Raw genomic sequence first — 20,819 nt, forward strand, 5'->3', positions numbered from 1 at the left:
TGCTTACACTAGGACAAGCTCTACCTTACATTTACATATTCATACCTTACAAAACTGTAAGGTTATTGTAAGCTAAAACGATTTGTCAGATTCTTCACCTCTTCTATACTGAATGTAGATACTAAAACGAACGAAAAGGTGATAAATAGATGAAGAAGAAAAATAAAGTGTTAATTACTAGTGTAGTAGCAATCGGTATTGCAGCTGGATCATACTTTGCATTTGCTGGCGGTAGTTCAGAAGTAGCAATGGCATATAGCGGATATAAAGTAACAGAAAAACAAATTGAAAACGCGCAAAAATTTGGCGGTGAAGTCATTCCAAACGGCATCGAAACAATTTCATTTGATCCAACAAAAGGTACGTATGAATTAGCTGTAAAAAAAGGGGATGAAGTAAAAAAAGGCCAGCTCCTTTTTAAATATAATGACCCTACTGCGAAACAAGGCATAACAGAAGCAGAAATGCAAAAGAAAATCGCACAAAAAGAAGTAACATTGTTCCAAAAACAAATTGATGCGGCGAAACAAAAATTACAAAAAGATAAAAATTCAGGTCTTCCTGCTGAAGCATTAAAAGCATCAGAAGTTGAAGTTGGGCAATTAGAATCACAAATTGAAATGAAAAAGTTTGAAGTTGAAAAAGCTGATGAAATGATTAAAGCAGCAAAAGAGAAAGTAAACACACTTTCTGTAACAAGTCCTGCTGATGGCGTAATTGATGATATCGTGAAAACTGCTGACGAAAAAACAGGTATGAGCGGAATTACTCTTCGTCACGCTGGTCAATTTAAGGTAAAAGGTCAACTTTCTGAATATGAGCTTGCTAGTATGAAAGTTGGGCAAGAAGTAACTGTTTCATCAAAAACTGTCGCTGGTAAGACTTGGACAGGAAAAGTAACAGAAATCGGTTCTACACCATTAAAGAGCATGGATGAAAATAAAACTGTTTCTAACTATCAATTCACTGTCACTTTAGATAATAGTGACGAGCTACAAAACGGCTTCCACGTTTACGTAACAAGTAAATCTGGCGAAGCAACTGGTACAATTGTTCCGAAAAGCAGTATCGTGAAAAAAGGTGACAAAAATGTTGTCTTCGTTGTAAAAGACGGTAAAGCGAAAGAACAAGCAGTTACTGTTGAATTCGAGACTGATAGCGAAGCAAAAGTTTCTGGAGTGAAAAAAGGAGAGGAAATTATCTCTAAACCTGAAAAAGACTTAAAAGATGGTATGGAGGTTGTCGCCCAGTGATTAACTTAAAAGGCATCACGAAATCCTTCCAAAATGGTGCAGAATCCGTTCAAATATTACACGGAATTGACGTAACACTGAACCAAGGAGAATTCACTTCTATTATGGGACCTTCTGGTTCTGGTAAATCAACATTAATGAACATTATCGGTTGCTTAGATAAACCGACGACAGGTACGTACGAACTCGCTGGACAAAACATTTCAAACATGTCTGAAACAGAACTTGCACATGTTCGTAATAAAGAAATCGGATTCGTATTCCAAAACTTCATGTTATTACCGAGACTTACAGCACTTCAAAATGTAGAGCTACCTCTTATTTACGCTGGAGTCGATAAAAAGGAAAGACGTGAGCGCTCATTAGCTGCTTTAACAAAAGTCGGTTTAGCTGATCGCGCTACTCACTTACCGAATGAATTATCAGGTGGACAAAAGCAGCGTGTCGCTGTTGCACGTGCAATCGTAAATAACCCAAAATTCATTTTAGCCGATGAACCGACGGGAGCACTTGATACGAAAACAAGTACACAAATTATGGATCTCTTTTACGAATTAAATAAACAAGGCTCAACAATCATTATGATTACCCATGACCGTGAAATCGGAGAAGCTGCAGCACGTCAAATTGTAATTCGTGACGGAAATATCGTCCAAGATTGGAGAGGTTGATTTTGAATACGAGTGAAAATATACGCATGGCCCTTTCCTCTATCTTTGCTCATAAAATGCGTTCCATCTTAACGATGTTAGGTATTATTATCGGTATTAGTGCCATTATTACTATCATTTCAATGGGTGATGGTACAAACGCAAAGTTTAAAAAAGAATTAGGCCAAGGAAAAGATAACGAAGTAACGATTTACTACAACAATCCTGATTACGGAACAGATAGTGCCAAAATCACACCTGATATGCTAAAACGTCTGCAAACTATACCAGGCGTAAAAGATGTGTATCCAGACGTAAGTATGAAAGTAAAAGCATCTGCTGGTTCAAAAGATGTAAATCTTGATTTAAAAGGTGGAACAGGCGCCTTTATGACAGATTCGAAAATAAAATTAGTTCACGGTCGTGAATTAAATGACAGTGAACTAAACCAAGCAATCCCTGCTGTTATATTAAATGAAGAAGCTTTCAACAAATTATTTAGTAGTGGTTGGGAATCAAATCAATACACAGATATAAAAGGAAAGCCGTATAAAATAGTCGGTGTATACGAAACGAAAAACGACTTTGGAATGCCTATGCCTGAAGGTTATACATCACTTGAAAACGCGCCTGTCATTTCCGGAGTAAATGAGTATGACTCTGTAAGATTAACAATGACCTCTCCGACTGAACGTAAGAGTGTAGAAAAACAAGCTGTTTCTGTTTTAAACGAAATGAAAGCTCCTAAATTTGAGCACAAATTCGAAGCACAAGACTTAGGTGAATTTACGAAACAACTAGACGAATCAATCGGTATGATGAAAATGGTATTCGGTGGTATTGCTGCTATCTCCTTACTTGTTGGTGGTATCGGTGTAATGAACATCATGCTCGTATCTGTAACAGAACGTACACGAGAGATTGGTATTCGTAAAGCTCTTGGTGCAACACGTGGTAAAGTATTAACACAATTCTTAATCGAATCTTGTATTTTAACAGGACTTGGTGGTTTCATCGGATTCATGCTCGGTATTTTCTTCGCTTGGATCGTCTCAATCTTTGCTGGATGGCCACTCGTTGTCTCAAAAGAACTTGGACTTCTTGCAGTAGGTATTTCAATGCTAATCGGTATTGCATTCGGACTACTACCAGCTAACAAAGCTGCAAAACTTGATCCAATTGAATGTTTACGATATGAATAAACAAAAACGTAGGAGTTTACACTCCTGCGTTTTTTATTTACCTATTAAATCGTGTTTCTTCTATTATATATGTTTCACGTTACAACTATCATTCTAATGCGCTTCATTATTTATAGGTACTAAGGCTATTATCAAATTCTATTATTGCAAAAATACCATGTAATAGATGAAAATCAAGGCGTAATTTTTTCCATACTTCGACTGATTTTGTAACAATTATATCGATATTTCATTAAATTTCACCTCATTTATATCTTTTTACGTCTAAAAAGATTATTATTTCATAACTATTTTTTCATTTAAACAGTAAAACGCACTACTTTTGTAACAATATAGATATCCACAAGAAACATTGCTGTAATATTATTAATGTTACAGCAATTGAAATACTACTCATTTTGTGTTCCATATGCCCTAATACGCCAAAAAACAACAAGGAAGCGTTATCAGGATATTTATGGAATTGTTACAGAATATTAATGCCCCGTTACGAAAGCTTTGTAATTTTATGTTTTTCGCAAATAAGAAAATAACGGTTGCTATAATGAGGTCAACGAAAACAAATGCAATGGAGGCTATTATGAAAAAATTTATGGGTATAGCAACAGCAGCGGTTTTTGGTCTTGGGATTTTCACAACATCTGCTAAAGCAGAAACAATCGTAACGACTGATGTACTAAATGTACGAGAAAACCCAACTACTGAATCAAAAGTTGTAGGAAAATTATTAGATGGATATAAAGTAAATGTTTTACATACAGAAAACGGATGGTCAAAAGTGAAATTGAATAGCGGTAAAGAAGCTTTCATTAGCGCTGACTATACAAAAGACACTTACTACGTAACAGCAAACGTATTAAACGTACGTGCTGGTGCAAACACAGACTCAGAAATTCTTGGTAAATTGAAACAAGATGATGTAATTGAAACAACACACCAAGTACAAAATGACTGGATTCAATTTGAATATAACGGAAAAACAGCTTATGTTCACGTTCCTTACTTGACAGGTAAAGCTCCAGTTAAAGTTCAGCCAGCAGTTAAAGTTGAAAAAACAACTAAAGTTCAAGATACAGCTAAAGTTCGTGAAGCAGTTAAAGCCGGTGAGGTAGCTGAAACTCAAGCAAAAGCTAAAGCACAAGAAGCAACTAAAGCTCGTGAAGCAGCTGAGGCTCAAGCAGAAGCTAAAGCACAAGAAGCGGCTAAAGCTCGTGAAGCAGCTAAAGCTCAGGCAGAAGCTAAAGCTCAGGCAGAAGCTGAGGCTCAAGCAGAAGCTAAGGCCGAGGCAGCAGCTAAAGCTCGTGAAGCAGCTAAAGCCGAGGCAGCAGCTGAAGCTCAAGCAGCGGCTAAAGCTCAAGAAGCAGCTAAAGCTCGTGAAGCAGCTAAAGCCGAGGCAGCAGCTGAAGCTCAAGCAGCGGCTAAAGCTCAAGAGGCAGCTAAAGCTCGTGAAGCAGCTGAAGCTCGTGAAGCGGCTAAAGCTCAAAAACCTGCTACACAACAACCTGTTGCAAAAGAAACTGAAACAAGTGCACCATCATCTTCTCGTGAGTTACGTGTTGTAGCAACAGCTTACACAGCAGATCCACTTGAAAATGGTTATAAAGCAGGCGACCAAGTAAAATCAGCTTTAGGTCACAACTTAACAGCTAATCCAAATATGAAACTTATTGCAGTTGACCCAAGTGTAATTCCATTAGGTTCAAAAGTATGGGTTGAAGGTTACGGAGTAGCAATCGCTGGTGATACTGGTGGAGCTATTAAAGGAAATAAAATCGACGTTTTAATGCCTGATAAAGGTACATCTAGTAACTGGGGACGTAAAACAGTTACAGTGAAAGTATTAAACTAGTTCGTATAAAAAGAGTCAGTCTCATTGAGGCTGACTCTTTTTTTGATTCTCGCATTCTAACTTTCTCTTGAAAGTAACTAATATGATCCCGAAGCAACTTTCACTCTGACATAAATAAGTTCCCTCGGTTTTTATATACTTTATCAAACGCCTTTAAAACTTCTTCATGATTAACAAACTTATGTAAAAAACGAAGAGCGATGACAATCTCCTTCTCTCCCGTCCAAATTAAATCTATCTCTTTGCATTCTATATACGGTAGATTACTATTTCAACAAAAAAAGAGGATGCCATAGCATCCTCTCCTGCCCTTTCCTATTCCACACAAGTAAACTGCGTCCAAGCTCCTACATAATCTAGTAAGAATAACTCTTCTTCTGCAATTGTACCGACAATATTTTTCCGTTCATCTATCGGCATTTCTTTTAGAATGATTTGCAATTCGCCTTTATACTTACCAAATAAGTTGTTTCCAATTACAACTTGCCCTCTTTCCTGTAATACACTTTCGCGCACTGGGAAATCATAGTCTTTATACTTTTTACGCACTTCTGTAGAACGTACCATATATTCTGTTATATCGCCGCGTCTTACGTGTAATTCTTGCAGTGTCGCTTTCTTTTCTACTTCAGTCGCTTCTTCTACAAAGTGTACTTTCAGCTGTAACATGTAACGATTTAAGTTTCCTAGTTTCTCTAACTCTTCTTCACTCGCATAAGCATTTCCGATAATCACATCATCAATAAGCCCTGTCGCCCATAAATGTTTCGCTTGTACTTCAATCGGTAAATTACGATGCTCTTCTAGCGTACATAATCCGTCATTAATATCCCATGGACCGATATTAGCTGCATGTGACGTAATAAATGCTGCCGTGCGAATACCATGCTTTTTAAAGCGTTCACTACAGCGAATGAAATAATCATACGGAAGACCAGTGAACTTTTGCGGATAGAAGTTATGACAACCAATTAAAGCTGGCTTATTCGCCTGATGCGAAAGAATATTTTCTAAGTATGCAATATCATTACTTACGTTTAGTTCAATTTTTAAGCCGTACGGATTATTCGTCATTTTTGCTTCTGTTAATCCGTCAAAACCTAAATCTAAACGAATACCGTCTGCACCTAACTCTGCAAAGAATGATAGATCACTATAGCTAATACCAAGTTGATCGAATACTGCCGGAGCTACATCTAAAATAACTTCCATATTGTTATCTTTTGCATGATTAATAATTTCTTTAAATTCAGCTACAATTTCTTCTTTTGGACGATTCACAGATAATAGACATGTGAATATTCTTGAAAAACCGTGGCGTGCCGCTGCCGAAATGTATGCCATATCTTGTTCTTTCGTTGAATGCTCTGGATAAAGTGAAATTCCTAATTTACGCTCCATGCTTTTGCATCTCCTTCACACGTTGTATTAATGCCATGCTCGTAAATCTATATTTTGCAGATAAACATGTTGCACATAAAATCGTTGGTACAATAATTACGTATGGTGATTGTAATCCCAACATTACATAAGCACCCATTGAACAACCGATAAATAAAATTGATACGAGTAGTAAAACTAATAAAGATTTACTTTGTACCCATTTTGAATAATGTGCAATACACTGCCCCGCTACAAATGTAATTAAGATGATAATTGCTCCGAGCATTCTGTTTTCTCCTCTCCTGCTAATTGTTGTTTTTCATACATTTTGAAGAATGGATAGTAAATAACAAATGAGATAACAAAGTTAATAAGTACAAGTACACCAGCCATAATTGTCCAGTCTGTACTAATAATCGCTGCAATTGGAGCTAACATCGTAAATGGCAATTTCGCCATCATCAGCGGAATCATACCTGAAACAACTGCGAAATATGATACTGTCGTTGTCACTAACGGTGTAATAACGAATGGAATAATTAAGATTGGGTTCATTACAATTGGTGCCCCGAAAATAATCGGTTCGTTAATATTGAATAAACCTGGTACGAATGATAATCTACCTAACTCTTTTAGGAACTTAGATTTAGAGAACATAAACATAATAACTAAAGCTAACGTTGAGCCTGATCCACCGATCCATACGAACCATTGAATAAATTGCTCTGTAAATAAGTTTGGTAATTGATGTGCATTTCCTGTAGCTGTGAATACTTCCATATTTTCAAGAATTGCTGAATCCCACATCGGACGAATAATTGGTCCTAAAATGGCTGGGCCATGTATACCGAATGACCAGAAGAACACGATTAAGAATACTGTTAATAAACCGCCGAATAAATTATTTCCTACTAATACTGATTTTAGTGGTGCGATTAAATACGTGATTGTTGTATTCACATCGAATTTTAAACCGTAACGAATACCCCAGAATAAAAGAATAACGACTAAAGTTGGAATTAATGCTGCAAACGAGTTTGCAACTGCTGGTGGTACACTATCTGGTAATTTAATCGAGATATTATGCTTAATCATAAAATGATAAATTTCTACTGCAATTAAAGCTGTAACAATTGCGCCAAATAAAGACGTTGCACTTAATGTTCCTACTGAAATATATCTTCCCGCATCAATAACACCTGGTACAGCTTTCGTAATTTGAATTGGTTCAACTGATGCTAGTAAAAAGGCGAGTACAGATAACAACCCTGCACTTAACTGATTGAGCTGATAAAAGTTTGCGAGTGAAGCTCCTACCCCAAATGCTGCGTATAACGCCATTAAACCTACTGTGAATCGGAATGGAATATCTAAAATATGGCGAAATGGTGCAATCCACTCCATATACGCATCAATTGGTAAATTTAAAAAGATAACGAAAAATGATCCGACAATCGTTAACGGCAATGTAGAAATAACTCCGTTTCGAATTGCTAATAAATGTCGTTGTCCTGCAATCTTTTGCGTTGTTGGCATAATTTTTTGTTCCATAAAACTCATAAAACCATTCATCAATACCCCTCCTCTTTCTCTTCACTACGAAAGAACAAAATAAAGTTATAACATTATAATGTTTATATTTAAAAAAATATAATTATGCTAAAACTAATTGTTCTGCTTGTTTCAGTACTTTTAAACCGTCACACATGCCATAATCTCGTTGTTCTATTATTGCAACCGGTATATCGTATGATTTCGCAAGAAACTGTACCGCTGGAAACAAATACTTCACCTGTGGCCCGATTAAAACAACATCAGCATTTTTTATTTCCAGTTTCACAAGTTCTGAATCAACTGCTTTAATTTTATAATCCTTCCCTTGTTTCATTGCCTCTTCTTGCATTTTTCTTACAACCATACTCGTTGACATGCCTGCTGCACAACATAATAAAATGTACATGTTATACTGTCACTTTCTCTTCCACTCGTTTATGAAGAGTAATAAATTCTTCAGCAAGTTCTTTCACTGTAATTGCATTCATTAAATGATCTTGTGCATGCACCAACAATAAACTGATTTCTGCATGATTTCCTCTTGCTTCTTCTTGAATTAAGTCTGTTTGAATGCGATGAGCTGCTGAAATCTCTTCACTAGCAAGCATCATCTTTTCACTCGCATTCTCAAAATCTCCTTGTCTTGCAAAAGCGATTGCTTCAAGCGCCGCGCTTCTCGCATTGCCACCATGTAAAATTAACGCAAATGGAGTTTGCATATCATTCATTTTAAATTCCCCCAAGCTATCTTTTTTCTATATTTTTATCTTATTATGAAAACGCATACAATTAAACATAAAAAACTTCCGTTGTGTAACGGAAGTTTTTATATACTTTTTCAAAACGATAGTAAAATCTCTTGAAATTCTTCAATCATTCCAGCCTGAGTTAATTTCTCTATCGTATGCTGACTAGACATAATATCATATAAAAAATCATAAAGCTTTTGTAAATCTTCATTATTATTGCGCTTTACACTAAATAAAATAATAACTTGTACTTTCTTATCTCCCCAGTCAACCGCTTTATTAAGTGTACAAAACATCAAAAATGTTTTCTCACTTAATAGCTGCATCGGATGTGGAATTGCAACTAAATTCCCAACAGCTGTAGGAGATGTATTCTCTCTTTCCATAACAGAATCATAAAAGTTTTCTGGTACATAGTTTTTCTCAGCAGCTTTCTCACATAAAAATTGGATAACCTCATCTTTCGTAGAAGCGCTATGATTTAAAAAGATCAACTCTTCCTTTATATACTGCTGTACACTAGTATTCACATGCGTAAACAACTGCTGACCGATGGACTTAATTTCTTTATCATCAAATATTGAGTTCACTTTTATAACTGGAACAGGCAAACCACTCGGTATATGAATCGTACTAATAATACAATCTATTTTATCTTTATAAAGGTCTTCCACTTTCAATTGATAATAACCTGTAATCCCTACAATCTCTAATTTATCTCGGAACTGTGATAAAATTTTATATTTCAATAGCTGGGCGCTTCCTTGACCAGTCGCACAAACTAATAAACATCTTTTCTTTTGATTCTTTTCCTGTAAACGACTCATCGCTCCGCCGAAGTGAATCGCAATATAACCAATTTCACTTTCCGGAATCGATTCTCCCGTATATTCACCAATTATATCTCCAACGAGAACCGCAATTTCAAAAGCATACGGATAATTCTTTTTCACTTCTGCCAAAAGAGGATTTCTCGTATTTAACTTATACTTCAAACGGTTTAATAACGTTTTTAAATGAACACCAAATCCAAATAATAATTCTTCATCATAATAAAAAATAAGATTCCGTTCTTCCGATACTTTAAAAAGAATATGTTGCATAAATGCATATAGATCTTTCCCTAATAGTTCTTCCACATTTTCATAACGCTCTCTCGCTATAACAGCAGTACTTAATAAATGCATCGTCACATATAAAACTTCTTCTTCTGGAAATGAAAGATGCAACTCTTTCTCTAAATCTCCTACAATCTGTTTCGCAATTGTATATTCTTTTTTTATGATAAGTTCTGATTGCTCCGCATTCAGTCCTTTCATATAATGTTGATCTTCACAACGCCTTATTGCAATTGCAATATGAATAACTAAATTATCAATTTCTATATCTGATAAATATATCGTTCCTCCCTCGATATACTTTAAGATAACCGAACGGATAAGCGGTATATGAGGTAACGATAAATATGTATCCCTCTGCTCAAATTGCTCATGAAACGGAGTATGATCATAGCGCGGTAAACCATATTGTGATAAACAAGACCGAATATGAAACTCCTCTCCCACAATACGTATACCATAATACGGTCTCTTTTCAATTTGTAATCGATAGCGACCACATATATCTGTCACATCTTTCATAATTAAATTTACAGTCGATTTACTCACATAAATCTCCTCAGCTAACTGTGAAAGCTTCACATACCCCTCTGTCGTTACAATACGTTGCAGAATGTACGCTATCCTTTCTTCATAAGAAGTCGGGATCTTTTCCGTCTGTTTTTGAAATAGACTCAAGCAAAACTCTTCAAATTTCTTCGCCTGTATAATTTCTAGTTCGTATCCAGTTCCTCTTTGCGATTCAATTTCCGCCCCGTTTTCTTCCAATATATCATTTAATAATTTTATATCTTTTTGAATCGTCTTCGTTGATACATGTAAACGGCTTGCTAAAAAAGCTCGATTTAACATCGATTTCTCTTCTAAAAACTCCTCTAAAATAGAAATTAATCGCTGATGCACTTTTGTCATAGCTCTTCCTCTCACAATTTATATATAAAAAGGAAAAAGCTGCTGAGGTCAGTAGTTTTTTCCTTTTTCATTTTATCTATTTCTTTAATGTAAATCCGAATTTATCCCATGCTTGTAAATAATCTAATAAGAAAATTTCTTCTTCCACAATTCGGCCAACTACATTTGTTTTTCCTGTATTCACCATATCTTTTAACGCAATTTGTAATTCACCTTTATATTGACCATACTGTTCATTATCAATTAAAAGATCACCGCGTTTAATTTCGCGTGTATTATGCGGTTTGAACTCTTCTTTCTTATATTTCACACGACTTTGTGTCGAGCGAATCATATATTCAGATACATCTCCGCGGTAAAAATGAGGCTCGTCTAATACGATAATTTTTTCTAGTTCTGTTGTTGTATCATATAATCCTATATCAAATGTTTGTTTCTCTTTATTTAATGCACCTAGTGCTTGTAATTCTTCTGCTGACGCATACGCGTTCGCAATAATAACATCATCAATTAATTCTGTCGCAAATAAATGCTTCGCTTGTGTTGTCATCGGTAATTCACGATGCTGCTCTAACGTACATAACCCTTCTGTTACTGGCCAAGGTCCGTACGTTGCATCAAATGATGATATAAACGCAGCCGTTCTCATACCGTAATCTTTAAATTGTTTCGAGCATTTAATGAAATGATCGTATGATAATCCTGAATAACGATGCGGATAAAAATTATGGCAACCAATTAAATTTTCACGATTTGGTCTATGGCTCATAATGTTATCTACATATTTCGTACCGTTACTCATATTAATTTCAATTTTTAAGCCGTATGGATTGTAAGTCATAATCGATTCTTCTAAACCAGAGAATCCAACATCTAAACGAATACCGTACGCTCCTAACTCATGGAAGAAAGATAAATCATTATATGAAATACCTAATTGTGTAAAAACAGACGGACTAATATCAACTAATACTTGGAACCCTAATGCATTTGCATGAGAGATCGTTTCTTTAAACTCTTCTATAATTTTCTCTTTTTCTCCATCTACAGACAATAAGCATGTGAATACACGTGTAAATCCGTATTTACTTGCTAATGTTAAATATTCCTTATCTTTCTCTACTGTTGAATGTTCTGGATAAATAGAAATACCTAATCGTCTCATATGTACACGCCTCTTTCTTCATTGTTTTGTAAACCTTTTCAAATATATGTAGTGAAAAAGTATGTATCCCCTTCTCATTCACTACTTTTTGAATCCGCTTTCTTTAAAGAAAAAACAATTTCTATCATTCATAACAACTACAAGTCTATACATCTATACTTTACAACTTTTTTTCATAGTTGTGTAGCTTTTACACAAATTTGTCAGTTTTTCCACCTCGAAAATTGTTATACGTTTTCAAGGCACCTTCCTTGACTGTTACATTGACCAATACATATACTCGAAAGAAAAGAGATAAAGTGAAACTTTAATCAGTGAGGGGGGTGTTCATCCCCCACTGATTATCAGCCCTCACCAATCGGGCGTTTACGGGCAGCCCCACTCCCACCTAACTTCTTTGCTCCAGCCGGATTTTGAGGTGAGAGTTTTACTGCCCGTTAATAGCGGGAAAATTTTATATAGGGGATGAATATATGGGAGAAGCAATACTCGTAAAACGAGAATCGTTATGGACGAAAGAGTTTGTCGCTTTAATTTTTGCAAACTTATGTATGTTTTTAGGGTTTCAAATGTTAATTCCTACTTTACCTGTTTATGTGAAAGAAATTGGCGGCACAAGTTCTAATATCGGATTTGTTGTAGGCATGTTTACCGTGGCGGCACTTTTTGTTCGACCACTGACTGGAAACGCCTTGCAAAAATTCAATAAAAAAATCATTTTAATGATCGGTACTGCTATTTGTTTACTCGCTATGGGTAGTTATCTTTTCGCTTCAACCGTCTTCCTATTGCTTGCCGTGCGAATTTTACACGGAGCTGGCTTTGGTATTACAACGACTACATATGGAACTGTCGTTTCAGATTTAATTCCGCAAGCTCGTCGCGGCGAAGGCATGGGATATTTCGGTCTTTCTGGAACGATTGCAATGGCGCTCGGTCCACTTATTGGACTTTGGCTCATGCAAACATATAACTTCACGATTCTTTTTTTATGTGCACTTTCATGTACAATTGTTTCATTAATATTAACGAAACTACTTCAAATCAAAAAATCGCCGCAACCACCACAGCAAACATCTGGTACTTTTCTCGATGGATTTATTGAGCGCAAAGCTTTACTTCCTTCATTATTAATATTATGTATTACATTAATGTACGGCGGAATCGGGAGCTTTATTACATTATTTGCTACGGAAGTCGGAATTGCTGATATAAGCCTCTTCTTCTTATTTAATGCACTTGCAATCGCTGTCACTCGTCCGTTTTCTGGAAAGTTATACGATGCGAAAGGTCATGCATTCGTTATTATTCCAGGGGTTATCATTACATTTACAGGTATTATTTTATTGTCGTATACAACTACAATTCCGAGTTTAATTATTGCAGCAGCATGCTACGGAAGTGGTTTTGGAGCGATTCAACCTGCACTACAAGCATGGATGATCGACCGAGTAGCACCACACCGACGGGGAGTCGCAACAGCTACATTCTTCTCAGCATTTGACCTTGGAATTGGTGCGGGAGCGATTATTTTCGGATTCATTGCACATTTTACAAACTATGCGACTGTATACCGTTATTCTTCTCTATTACTTATTGCTTTTCTGTTCATTTACATTACAAGCTTACGAAAACAAAAGCAGAACGATAAAACAAACGAAAAAGCCGTTGGATAGTGTTAAATCGTTCTATTTCAAAGTAATTAAACTAAAACATCATATATAAAAAAATGCAAAAGGCAGTGGATTCTCCAAAAATCACACTGCTTTTTGCATTGTATTGGAAGGTGAACCACCGTTCTATTTATTCATGTTGTTCGTATGCTATTAATATATACAACGAATTGGAGGAAATGTTGATGAAAGCAATAGTGTACACAAAATATGGTCCCCCCGACGTTCTTCAATTGAAAGAGATAGAAAAACCTGCTCCTAAGGACAATGAAATACTAGTAAAAATAAAAGCGACAACCGTAACAGCAGGAGATATTCGCTCACGAAGTTTTACGGTTCCCTCTTCTGTTTGGCTACCCGCTCGAATCGCACTTGGTATTAAACAACCGAAAAAACAAATACTTGGAATGGAATTGGCTGGTGAAGTTGAATCAGTAGGAAAAGACGTTACTCGATTTAAAAAAGGAGACCAAGTTTTTGCGGCTACCCAAGTAAATTTTGGTTCTTATGCTGAGTATATTTGTCTACCTGAAGTTGGAGCAGTGTGCATGAAGCCCTCCAATATATCCTATGAAGAAGCCGCAGCCATCCCAATTGGAGCACGTACAGCTTTGTTTTTCCTTAGGAAAGCTAACGTTCAAAGCGGTCAAAACATTCTTATTTACGGAGCTTCTGGAAGTGTCGGAAGTTATGCAGTACAAATTTCCAAGTATTTCGGCGCAACAGTTACAGGTGTGTGCAGTAGCTCCAATTTAGAATTGGTCAAATCTCTAGGAGCTGACGAAGTAATTGATTACACCACAAAAAATTTTTCTACTACAGACGAAACTTATGATGTTATCTTTGAAGCGGTAAACAGGAGCTCCTTTTCAGAGTGTATTAAAATGCTAAAGGAAGATGGTACCTATATAAATATTGTTGAACCGTTACCAAGTGCTCAAATGTTCTGGACTAAATTGACAAGTCGCGTGAAACTCATATTAAGTCAAAACGCACCTGAAACTTCCGAAGCATTAAATTTCCTTAAAGAACTTGTTGAGGACGGTAAAATAAAAGTGGTCATTGATAGGCAATACACTTTTGAGGAAATTATTGAAGCTCACATATATGTTGAAAAAGGACATAAGAGGGGAAATGTCGTCATAACTATGGAGCATAATGACGATTCTAAATAAAGAAAAAACACTTTGCATAATTGTTAAAATGCAAGGAACCGAAAGTTTTTAACATAAAAAAGCAGAGCAAATTCATATGCGAATTGCTCTTTTTTATTGTTGCGAGCACCTCAAAAGAAAACAGTTTAAAACAATTTAATCGTTTTTTACTTTCATTAAATAAATCCATTTCAAACCTCCCCCGTTTCCCTACATATTTTTCTAACTTTAATCAAAAAATATGCAAAGAACCATCATCATAACAAAATAAAATTCCAATCCGCATACCCAGTTGGGTAGTTTCCCTTCACCTATTTTTACTATCAATAAATAGTGTGACAAATGTGACTTCTTTACAAACCAATTAGATATATCATCTAAAAAGCCAATTAAATCCAGGTGTTTCTTTAAAGGTTTGTAAACTTTTTATCACTTTGTAAATTTAGTGTAAATTTTACTGATAAACCGTTTACAGTGCCTCAAGGTTTAGTTAATAATTACATCGTACATGAAATTTAAGGAGTGGAATGCGTGGAATACAATATTCAAGATATGATCTTCCAGTTCATTGGTGGATTAGGTATTTTCTTATTCGGTATTAAATACATGGGCGATGGACTGCAACAAGCAGCTGGAGATCGTCTTCGCGATATTTTAGATCGCTTTACAACAAACCCACTTATGGGTGTACTAGCAGGTATGTTAGTTACTGTATTAATCCAATCAAGTTCAGGAACAACCGCTTTAACAGTCGGACTTGTAAGTGCCGGATTTATGACATTAAGACAAGCAATCGGTGTTATTATGGGTGCGAACATCGGTACGACAGTTACTGCATTTATTATCGGAATTAAAATCGGAGAATACGCTCTCCCAGTTATGGCAGTTGGAGCAATTTTACTATTCTTCTTTAAAAATAAAAAAGTACATTCTGTAGGTCAAGTTGTATTCGGTTTTGGTATGTTATTCTTCGGTTTAGAATTAATGAGCGCAGGTATGAAACCTCTTCGTTCTTTAGAGGCATTCCAAGAGTTAATGGTTAGCATGAGTGACAATCCAATTTTAGGAATTATTGTCGGTACAGTGTTCACTTTAATTGTACAAAGCTCAAGCGCAACAATCGGTATTTTACAAGAACTATTCGGTCAAGGTGCTATTGATTTACAAGCTGCTCTTCCTGTATTATTCGGTGATAATATCGGTACGACAATTACAGCAGTATTAGCAGCAATCGGTACTTCAATTGCTGCAAGACGTGCAGCATTAGTTCACGTTATCTTTAATATTATCGGTACCCTTATCTTTACGATTATATTAATACCATTTACAAGTTTAATTCAATATTTCCAAACGTCATTAAATTTAAATCCAGAAATGACAATTGCATTTGCACACGGAACATTTAACGTAACGAATACAATTATTCAGTTCCCATTCATTGCAGTATTAGCATGGATCGTAACAAAAATCATTCGTGGTGAAGATTCATCTATTAACTTCAAACCGCAACATTTAAACCCAATCTTTATTGAGCAATCTCCAGCTATTGCTTTAACAGAAGCTCAAAAAGAAATCATCCGTATGGCTGAGTTTTCATTACACGGATTAAAAGAAGCGAATCAATTTTTAAATACACAAGACAAAAAACACGCTGATATGGCTACTCAATTAGAAGGAGCTATTAACAATTTAGATAAAAAAATTATCGAGTATTTAGTTTTACTATCAGAAAAACCACTTTCACCTACAGACTCTGAAAAGCATTCGGTGCTAGCAGGTGTCGTTGGAGATATTGAACGTGTCGGTGATCATGTAGAAAACCTTGTAGAACTTGTAGATTTCCAAATTTCACACCGTGTTTCACTATCAGACGAAGCACTAGCTGAATTAAATGAAATGCTTGAGTTAACAATTTCAACATTACAAGATGCAATCAATGCTTTAACTAACTTCGACACTGAACTAGCTCAAACGGTTATTGCAAAAGAACGTAAAATTGACCAAATGGAACGTGTTCTTCGTAAACGTCACGTATTACGTCTGAACGAACGTAGCTGTTCAGGTGATGCAAGTATCATCTACGTTGATATGGTAAGTAACTTAGAGCGTATCGGTGATCACGCTGTAAATATCGCTGATGGTGTTTTAGGTGAACAAGGTAAAATCAATTTAAAACAATCATTATAATAAAAAAGAGACGCTTAAGTTAGCGTCTCTTTTTTATTTCATATTTACAACCGTTCTTCCTTTTAACTTTCCTTGCAATATAAGTGTAAACTTTTCATCTAACTCTTCCAATGTACATTCTTCTGTATAAGATAGTAACTCATTATTTTCCCATTCACTTGCTAAGAGCGTCCACACATCTCTTCTCACATCCACTGGGCATTGCACAGAATCTATTCCTAAAAGACTTATGCCTCGCAAAATAAACGGATATACCGTTGTTTGTAATTCCTGGCCTGCCACATTACCGCATGTCGTTACACACCCGCCATACTTTACCGTTTTTAAAGCGGTTTCTAACATATGTCCACCTACAGTATCGATAACCCCTGCGTATATTCCTTTTAACATTGGTCTTCCTGATTCATCATTCAACTCCGTACGATGAATCACTTGTTTCGCTCCTAGACGTAGTAGCATCTCTTCCTCTTCCATTTTCCCTGTCGCTCCTACTACGTTAAATCCTAGCTTACTTAAAATACTAACAGCTACACTCCCTACGCCGCCTGTGGCACCCGTTACTAAAACATCTCCCATACTAGGCGTTATGCCTGCTCCAATAAGCTTATATACTGATAAAGCAGCTGTAAAACCTGCTGTCCCGTACATCATACTTTCCTTTAATGACATTCCTTCTGGTAAAGGAACAATCCAAGACGCCGGCACGCGAATATATTCTCCGAAACCACCCGAAGTATTCATCCCTAAATCATATCCCGTTACAATGACTTGATCTCCTACTTTAATGGTTGCATCTTCACTACTCACAACCACTCCTGCTGCATCAATCCCTGGCGTATGAGGATATGTTCTCGTAACACCTTTATTACCTGTGGCTGAAAGCGCATCTTTATAATTTAATGAAGAATAGTGAACCTGTATTAATACGTCCCCCTCAGGTAAACTACTTACTTCTCTCTCTACAACGTTTCTTACAAACTGCTTACTTTCTGTTTCGTTCACAACGATTGCTCGGAATGATGTATGATTCACTATGCCCGCTCCTTTATCCGTAAAATTCTTCTTTATTATATAGAAGAAACAAGTAAACCTACTCATTTCTTCTTGGCTATATTTCAACAAATCTTACTTCTCTATCACTTTCTCACAATACATGTTTTCATTTCCACTAAAACAACTTATACTTATTCTACATCTGAAAAATAAAATATAGAAAATCTGACTTTTTATAAATATATTGAATTTTTACGAAATGTAAATGATTTGTAATGTCTTTTTTCGTCAAATTTCATTATAATAAGTGGATATGAGTGTCGTATTTCAATCCAAATGAAGGAGTACAGGAAATGGAGCAAAACCCATCTTTGCAAGAAAATACACGCAGTAAACCGAAAAAAAGTAGGAAAAAAACAAAAATTATTATAAGCGTTATTCTATTCTTTTTAATAATAGGTGGCGGTTATACTTGGTTTTTAGTAAATAAAGCATCTTCTGCTGTTCGAAATGCCGCACACGATTTAGCGCGCGGTGATAAATCTGATTTACGTGATAAAGCTGTAAAACCTATCACAAATAACGTCTCCGTCTTAATCATGGGTGTTGATGAAAGCGATGTCCGCGGGAAAGAATATGGAGAAGCTATAAGAACGGATGCACTACTACTTGCAACGTTTAATAAAGATAGCAAAACTGTAAAACTATTAAGTATTCCACGAGATACATATACTTATATCCCAGTGGAAAAGAAAAAAGATAAAATTACACACGCTCATGCATACGGTTCTACTAAAAACGGAAAAGATGGTGGACCCCAAGCAAGCATTGATGCAGTTGAAAAATTAATGAATGTTCCCGTTGATTACTTTGTAAAGTTTAACTTCAAGTCATTTATGAAAATTGTCGACGATTTAGGTGGTATTGAAGTCGATGTACCAGTTGAATTTACTGAACAAGATAGTAATGATACTGCTGATGCGATTCACCTGAAGAAAGGTGTTCAAAAGCTAAATAGTGAAGAAGCTCTTGCCCTTGCTAGAACGCGCCACATCGATAGTGATGCAATGCGTGGCCAACGCCAACAGCTCGTTATTGAAGCTATTTTAAAGAAACTAACAAGCGTTGGATCTGTAACAAAAGTTGGTAACATCATTGATGATATTAACGGCCAATTCGTTACGAACTTAACATTCGATGATATGCTTTCATTCTATAAGTACGGATCGGATTCGGAAATTGAGAAATTACAAATTCAAGGTGAAGACTGCTATATGGAAAAAGGTGACGATACATGTAGCAAATCTGCTGGTGGCGGCCGAACATATTACTACAATCCAGATAAAAAAGAATTAGCAACTGTTACAAACGAACTTCGTACTCACCTTGGATTACCTGCATATACAAAAACAGACTCTGATTCAAAGAAAACAAGCACAGAGAAAACAAAAGAATCTAAGTCGGAAAATTCAAGTGAACGTGAATCAAGTAACAATGAATCTAAAAATAAGAATAAAAATAGCAGTGAAGATACAGAAACATCATCTAACGACAATGAATAAAAAAGAAGCAGTTCTCTATGGAGGTAGAGTACTGCTTCTTTTTATTTCTTCGGAATTAAAAATCAGAACTTTCTAACTATCTTTTTTAATATTTTTAAATTATAATAAATAGTAGCAATCTATTCCAATTATCAGGGGGCTCATACATATGAAAGCTGCAGTAAAACATAACATCTCAGATTTTAAAGACTACTTAAAATCCAACGATATATACATGGAAGAAAATATAGATGAAAATGACGGTTCTGTTCATTTTTCGGTAGGATTAGAGACCGAAGCTGGCGCAAAAATTCAACTTATCGCTGCATTCCAAAACGAACATCCTACTGTGGATATATACTGCTTCAATGTTGCTCACGTACCTGATGCAACATCAACAAATGATATTTTGCATGTCATCAATGAATTAAACACATCTTACCGATTTGCAAAATTCACGTTAAATAAGCAAAATGCAATTGATATTTCAGCATCACTTGCATTCTCAGAACCAAATTTCAATCCAGCACTTGTCTTTGAACATACGAGAATGCTATATAAATTAGCAAATGACGAATATAAAAACTTAATGAAAGTTATTTGGGCATAAATAAAAGGATGGGCTGCAAGCAGCGCCATCCTTTTATTTCGATAACATATCAATCCACATCTTAACAGCAGTGCCTACAATCAAAATCGATAACATATATTGCAATGCTTTTTGATTGATCCTCTTCCCAACTCGAGCTCCAAGCGGCGCAGCAAAGATACTTGCAATCGCAATAATAAGAGCTGGAATTACAACTACTTGCCCAGTTATCACTTTTCCAGTCGTAATCCCTATTGAGGAAATAAACGTAATAGCGATAGATGTTGCTATTGTTGTACGTATCGGCAATTTTAAAATAACTAGCATAATAGGAACTAATAAGAAAGAACCTCCAGCACCTATAATGCCTGATGCGCCTCCTACAATAAACGCTAACAAGCTTGCTAACCATTTATTATATGTCACTTCACCACTATTATTTCGTTTCGGTACGAACATCATAATAGCAGCTATTGTTGCTAACGCTGCATAAACAACATTGACCGTCTGTTCCGCTAATACGTTAGCACCAAAACTCCCTATGAAACTTCCTATTAATATACTTGCTCCCATATACACAACTAGCGTTTTATCCATATCATTACTTTTCCGATAGGCCCATGCCCCTGCAAAAGTTGCAAAGAATACTTGAACCGCTGTAATACCACTTACTTCATGTGACGTATAACTAGTAAATCCTAACAATACCGGAATATATAGGATCATTGGATAATTAATAATCGCACCGCCAATTCCAACCATTCCTGATATAAACGATCCTATAAACCCAATTATAAAAAGTAATACGACTAAGCTCATCTTACATCCCCTCCCTTCTAAAAAGAAG

The 20,819-nt window shown here is 35.9% G+C and carries 18 protein-coding genes and 1 pseudogene; 9 read left to right on the forward strand and 10 right to left on the reverse strand.

What is annotated here, in order from left to right:
* Positions 1-149: 149 nt before the first annotated feature.
* The 4 genes from ACLBWW_RS20880 to entC all read left to right on the forward strand — a co-directional run bounded on the left by ACLBWW_RS20880 (position 150) and on the right by entC (position 4,954).
* Positions 150-1,253 (forward strand): efflux RND transporter periplasmic adaptor subunit, encoded by a 1,104-nt coding sequence (locus tag ACLBWW_RS20880; protein ID WP_048545709.1) that lies wholly within the window; start codon positions 150-152, stop codon positions 1,251-1,253.
* Positions 1,250-1,924 (forward strand): ABC transporter ATP-binding protein, encoded by a 675-nt coding sequence (locus ACLBWW_RS20885; protein ID WP_000609100.1) that lies wholly within the window; start codon positions 1,250-1,252, stop codon positions 1,922-1,924. The genes ACLBWW_RS20880 and ACLBWW_RS20885 overlap by 4 nt, the downstream gene beginning before the upstream one ends.
* A gap of 2 nt (positions 1,925-1,926) precedes the next feature.
* Positions 1,927-3,105, forward strand: a complete 1,179-nt coding sequence (locus tag ACLBWW_RS20890; protein ID WP_098068394.1) for an ABC transporter permease — start codon at positions 1,927-1,929, stop codon at positions 3,103-3,105.
* Between the two features lie 457 nt (positions 3,106-3,562).
* Complete coding sequence (gene entC / locus ACLBWW_RS20895; RefSeq protein WP_447614217.1) at positions 3,563-4,954, forward strand: cell wall-binding protein EntC; 1,392 nt, start codon at positions 3,563-3,565, stop codon at positions 4,952-4,954.
* Positions 4,955-5,054: 100 nt separating this feature from the next.
* Here the strand turns inward: entC and ACLBWW_RS20900 are convergent.
* The 8 genes and pseudogenes from ACLBWW_RS20900 to ACLBWW_RS20935 all read right to left on the reverse strand — a co-directional run.
* Positions 5,055-5,177, reverse strand: a pseudogene (locus ACLBWW_RS20900) (HEAT repeat domain-containing protein); the annotation flags it as partial.
* 92 nt (positions 5,178-5,269) lie between these two features.
* Positions 5,270-6,355, reverse strand: coding sequence for a DUF871 domain-containing protein (locus tag ACLBWW_RS20905; protein ID WP_048545715.1), 1,086 nt, complete (start codon positions 6,353-6,355; stop codon positions 5,270-5,272).
* Positions 6,345-6,623, reverse strand: coding sequence for a hypothetical protein (locus ACLBWW_RS20910; protein ID WP_000900031.1), 279 nt, complete (start codon positions 6,621-6,623; stop codon positions 6,345-6,347). The genes ACLBWW_RS20905 and ACLBWW_RS20910 overlap by 11 nt, the downstream gene beginning before the upstream one ends.
* On the reverse strand, positions 6,599-7,909 hold the full coding sequence (locus ACLBWW_RS20915; RefSeq protein ID WP_002063903.1) for a PTS sugar transporter subunit IIC: 1,311 nt from the start codon (positions 7,907-7,909) through the stop codon (positions 6,599-6,601). The genes ACLBWW_RS20910 and ACLBWW_RS20915 overlap by 25 nt, the downstream gene beginning before the upstream one ends.
* 82 nt (positions 7,910-7,991) lie before the next feature.
* Positions 7,992-8,297 carry a PTS sugar transporter subunit IIB gene (locus tag ACLBWW_RS20920; RefSeq protein ID WP_000275649.1) on the reverse strand — a complete coding sequence of 102 codons (306 nt, stop codon included), beginning with the start codon at positions 8,295-8,297 and terminating at the stop codon, positions 7,992-7,994.
* Position 8,298: 1 nt separating this feature from the next.
* Positions 8,299-8,619: a PTS lactose/cellobiose transporter subunit IIA gene (locus ACLBWW_RS20925; protein WP_048545720.1), complete on the reverse strand. Its 321-nt coding sequence runs from the start codon at positions 8,617-8,619 to the stop codon at positions 8,299-8,301.
* Positions 8,620-8,729: 110 nt separating this feature from the next.
* A complete protein-coding gene (locus ACLBWW_RS20930; protein WP_447614218.1) occupies positions 8,730-10,670 on the reverse strand; it encodes a BglG family transcription antiterminator in 1,941 nt (646 codons plus the stop codon).
* 76 nt (positions 10,671-10,746) lie between these two features.
* The gene (locus ACLBWW_RS20935) at positions 10,747-11,835 is read right to left on the reverse strand and encodes a DUF871 domain-containing protein (RefSeq protein WP_001253361.1); all 1,089 of its coding nucleotides are present in this window, start codon (positions 11,833-11,835) and stop codon (positions 10,747-10,749) included.
* 473 nt (positions 11,836-12,308) lie between these two features.
* On the opposite strand from ACLBWW_RS20935, the gene ACLBWW_RS20940 reads away from it, so the two are divergent.
* The 3 genes from ACLBWW_RS20940 to ACLBWW_RS20950 all read left to right on the forward strand — a co-directional run bounded on the left by ACLBWW_RS20940 (position 12,309) and on the right by ACLBWW_RS20950 (position 16,849).
* Positions 12,309-13,511: an MFS transporter gene (locus ACLBWW_RS20940; protein WP_048545727.1), complete on the forward strand. Its 1,203-nt coding sequence runs from the start codon at positions 12,309-12,311 to the stop codon at positions 13,509-13,511.
* Positions 13,512-13,693: 182 nt separating this feature from the next.
* Positions 13,694-14,683, forward strand: a complete 990-nt coding sequence (locus ACLBWW_RS20945) for an NAD(P)-dependent alcohol dehydrogenase (RefSeq protein ID WP_048545728.1) — start codon at positions 13,694-13,696, stop codon at positions 14,681-14,683.
* Positions 14,684-15,193: 510 nt separating this feature from the next.
* On the forward strand, positions 15,194-16,849 hold the full coding sequence (locus ACLBWW_RS20950; RefSeq protein ID WP_048545730.1) for a Na/Pi cotransporter family protein: 1,656 nt from the start codon (positions 15,194-15,196) through the stop codon (positions 16,847-16,849).
* Positions 16,850-16,882: 33 nt separating this feature from the next.
* On the opposite strand, the gene ACLBWW_RS20955 is transcribed toward ACLBWW_RS20950, so the two are convergent.
* Positions 16,883-17,881, reverse strand: a complete 999-nt coding sequence (locus ACLBWW_RS20955; RefSeq protein ID WP_048545732.1) for a YhdH/YhfP family quinone oxidoreductase — start codon at positions 17,879-17,881, stop codon at positions 16,883-16,885.
* 314 nt (positions 17,882-18,195) lie between these two features.
* Between ACLBWW_RS20955 and ACLBWW_RS20960 the strand changes: the two genes are divergently transcribed.
* Together ACLBWW_RS20960 and ACLBWW_RS20965 are read left to right on the forward strand one after the other, a co-directional pair.
* Positions 18,196-19,404, forward strand: a complete 1,209-nt coding sequence (locus ACLBWW_RS20960) for an LCP family protein (RefSeq protein ID WP_048545734.1) — start codon at positions 18,196-18,198, stop codon at positions 19,402-19,404.
* A gap of 148 nt (positions 19,405-19,552) precedes the next feature.
* Positions 19,553-19,993 (forward strand): hypothetical protein, encoded by a 441-nt coding sequence (locus tag ACLBWW_RS20965; protein WP_000642361.1) that lies wholly within the window; start codon positions 19,553-19,555, stop codon positions 19,991-19,993.
* Positions 19,994-20,026: 33 nt separating this feature from the next.
* On the opposite strand, the gene ACLBWW_RS20970 is transcribed toward ACLBWW_RS20965, so the two are convergent.
* Entirely contained in the window at positions 20,027-20,791 is a 765-nt protein-coding gene (locus ACLBWW_RS20970) for a sulfite exporter TauE/SafE family protein (RefSeq protein WP_048545736.1), read from the reverse strand.
* Positions 20,792-20,819 lie beyond the last annotated feature (28 nt).

The sequence above is a fragment of the Bacillus sp. M5A3_1b genome (assembly GCF_053345335.1).

Coding starts and splice junctions, on each gene's coding strand:
- ACLBWW_RS20925 (WP_048545720.1), bottom strand. CDS start 8,619: ATGAATGATATGCAAACTCCATTTGCGTTAATTTTACATGGTGGCAAT.
- entC (WP_447614217.1), top strand. CDS start 3,563: ATGGAATTGTTACAGAATATTAATGCCCCGTTACGAAAGCTTTGTAAT.
- ACLBWW_RS20965 (WP_000642361.1), top strand. CDS start 19,553: ATGAAAGCTGCAGTAAAACATAACATCTCAGATTTTAAAGACTACTTA.
- ACLBWW_RS20905 (WP_048545715.1), bottom strand. CDS start 6,355: ATGGAGCGTAAATTAGGAATTTCACTTTATCCAGAGCATTCAACGAAA.
- ACLBWW_RS20935 (WP_001253361.1), bottom strand. CDS start 11,835: ATGAGACGATTAGGTATTTCTATTTATCCAGAACATTCAACAGTAGAG.
- ACLBWW_RS20915 (WP_002063903.1), bottom strand. CDS start 7,909: ATGAATGGTTTTATGAGTTTTATGGAACAAAAAATTATGCCAACAACG.
- ACLBWW_RS20880 (WP_048545709.1), top strand. CDS start 150: ATGAAGAAGAAAAATAAAGTGTTAATTACTAGTGTAGTAGCAATCGGT.
- ACLBWW_RS20910 (WP_000900031.1), bottom strand. CDS start 6,623: ATGCTCGGAGCAATTATCATCTTAATTACATTTGTAGCGGGGCAGTGT.
- ACLBWW_RS20920 (WP_000275649.1), bottom strand. CDS start 8,297: ATGTACATTTTATTATGTTGTGCAGCAGGCATGTCAACGAGTATGGTT.
- ACLBWW_RS20945 (WP_048545728.1), top strand. CDS start 13,694: ATGAAAGCAATAGTGTACACAAAATATGGTCCCCCCGACGTTCTTCAA.
- ACLBWW_RS20930 (WP_447614218.1), bottom strand. CDS start 10,670: ATGACAAAAGTGCATCAGCGATTAATTTCTATTTTAGAGGAGTTTTTA.
- ACLBWW_RS20940 (WP_048545727.1), top strand. CDS start 12,309: ATGGGAGAAGCAATACTCGTAAAACGAGAATCGTTATGGACGAAAGAG.
- ACLBWW_RS20960 (WP_048545734.1), top strand. CDS start 18,196: ATGGAGCAAAACCCATCTTTGCAAGAAAATACACGCAGTAAACCGAAA.
- ACLBWW_RS20970 (WP_048545736.1), bottom strand. CDS start 20,791: ATGAGCTTAGTCGTATTACTTTTTATAATTGGGTTTATAGGATCGTTT.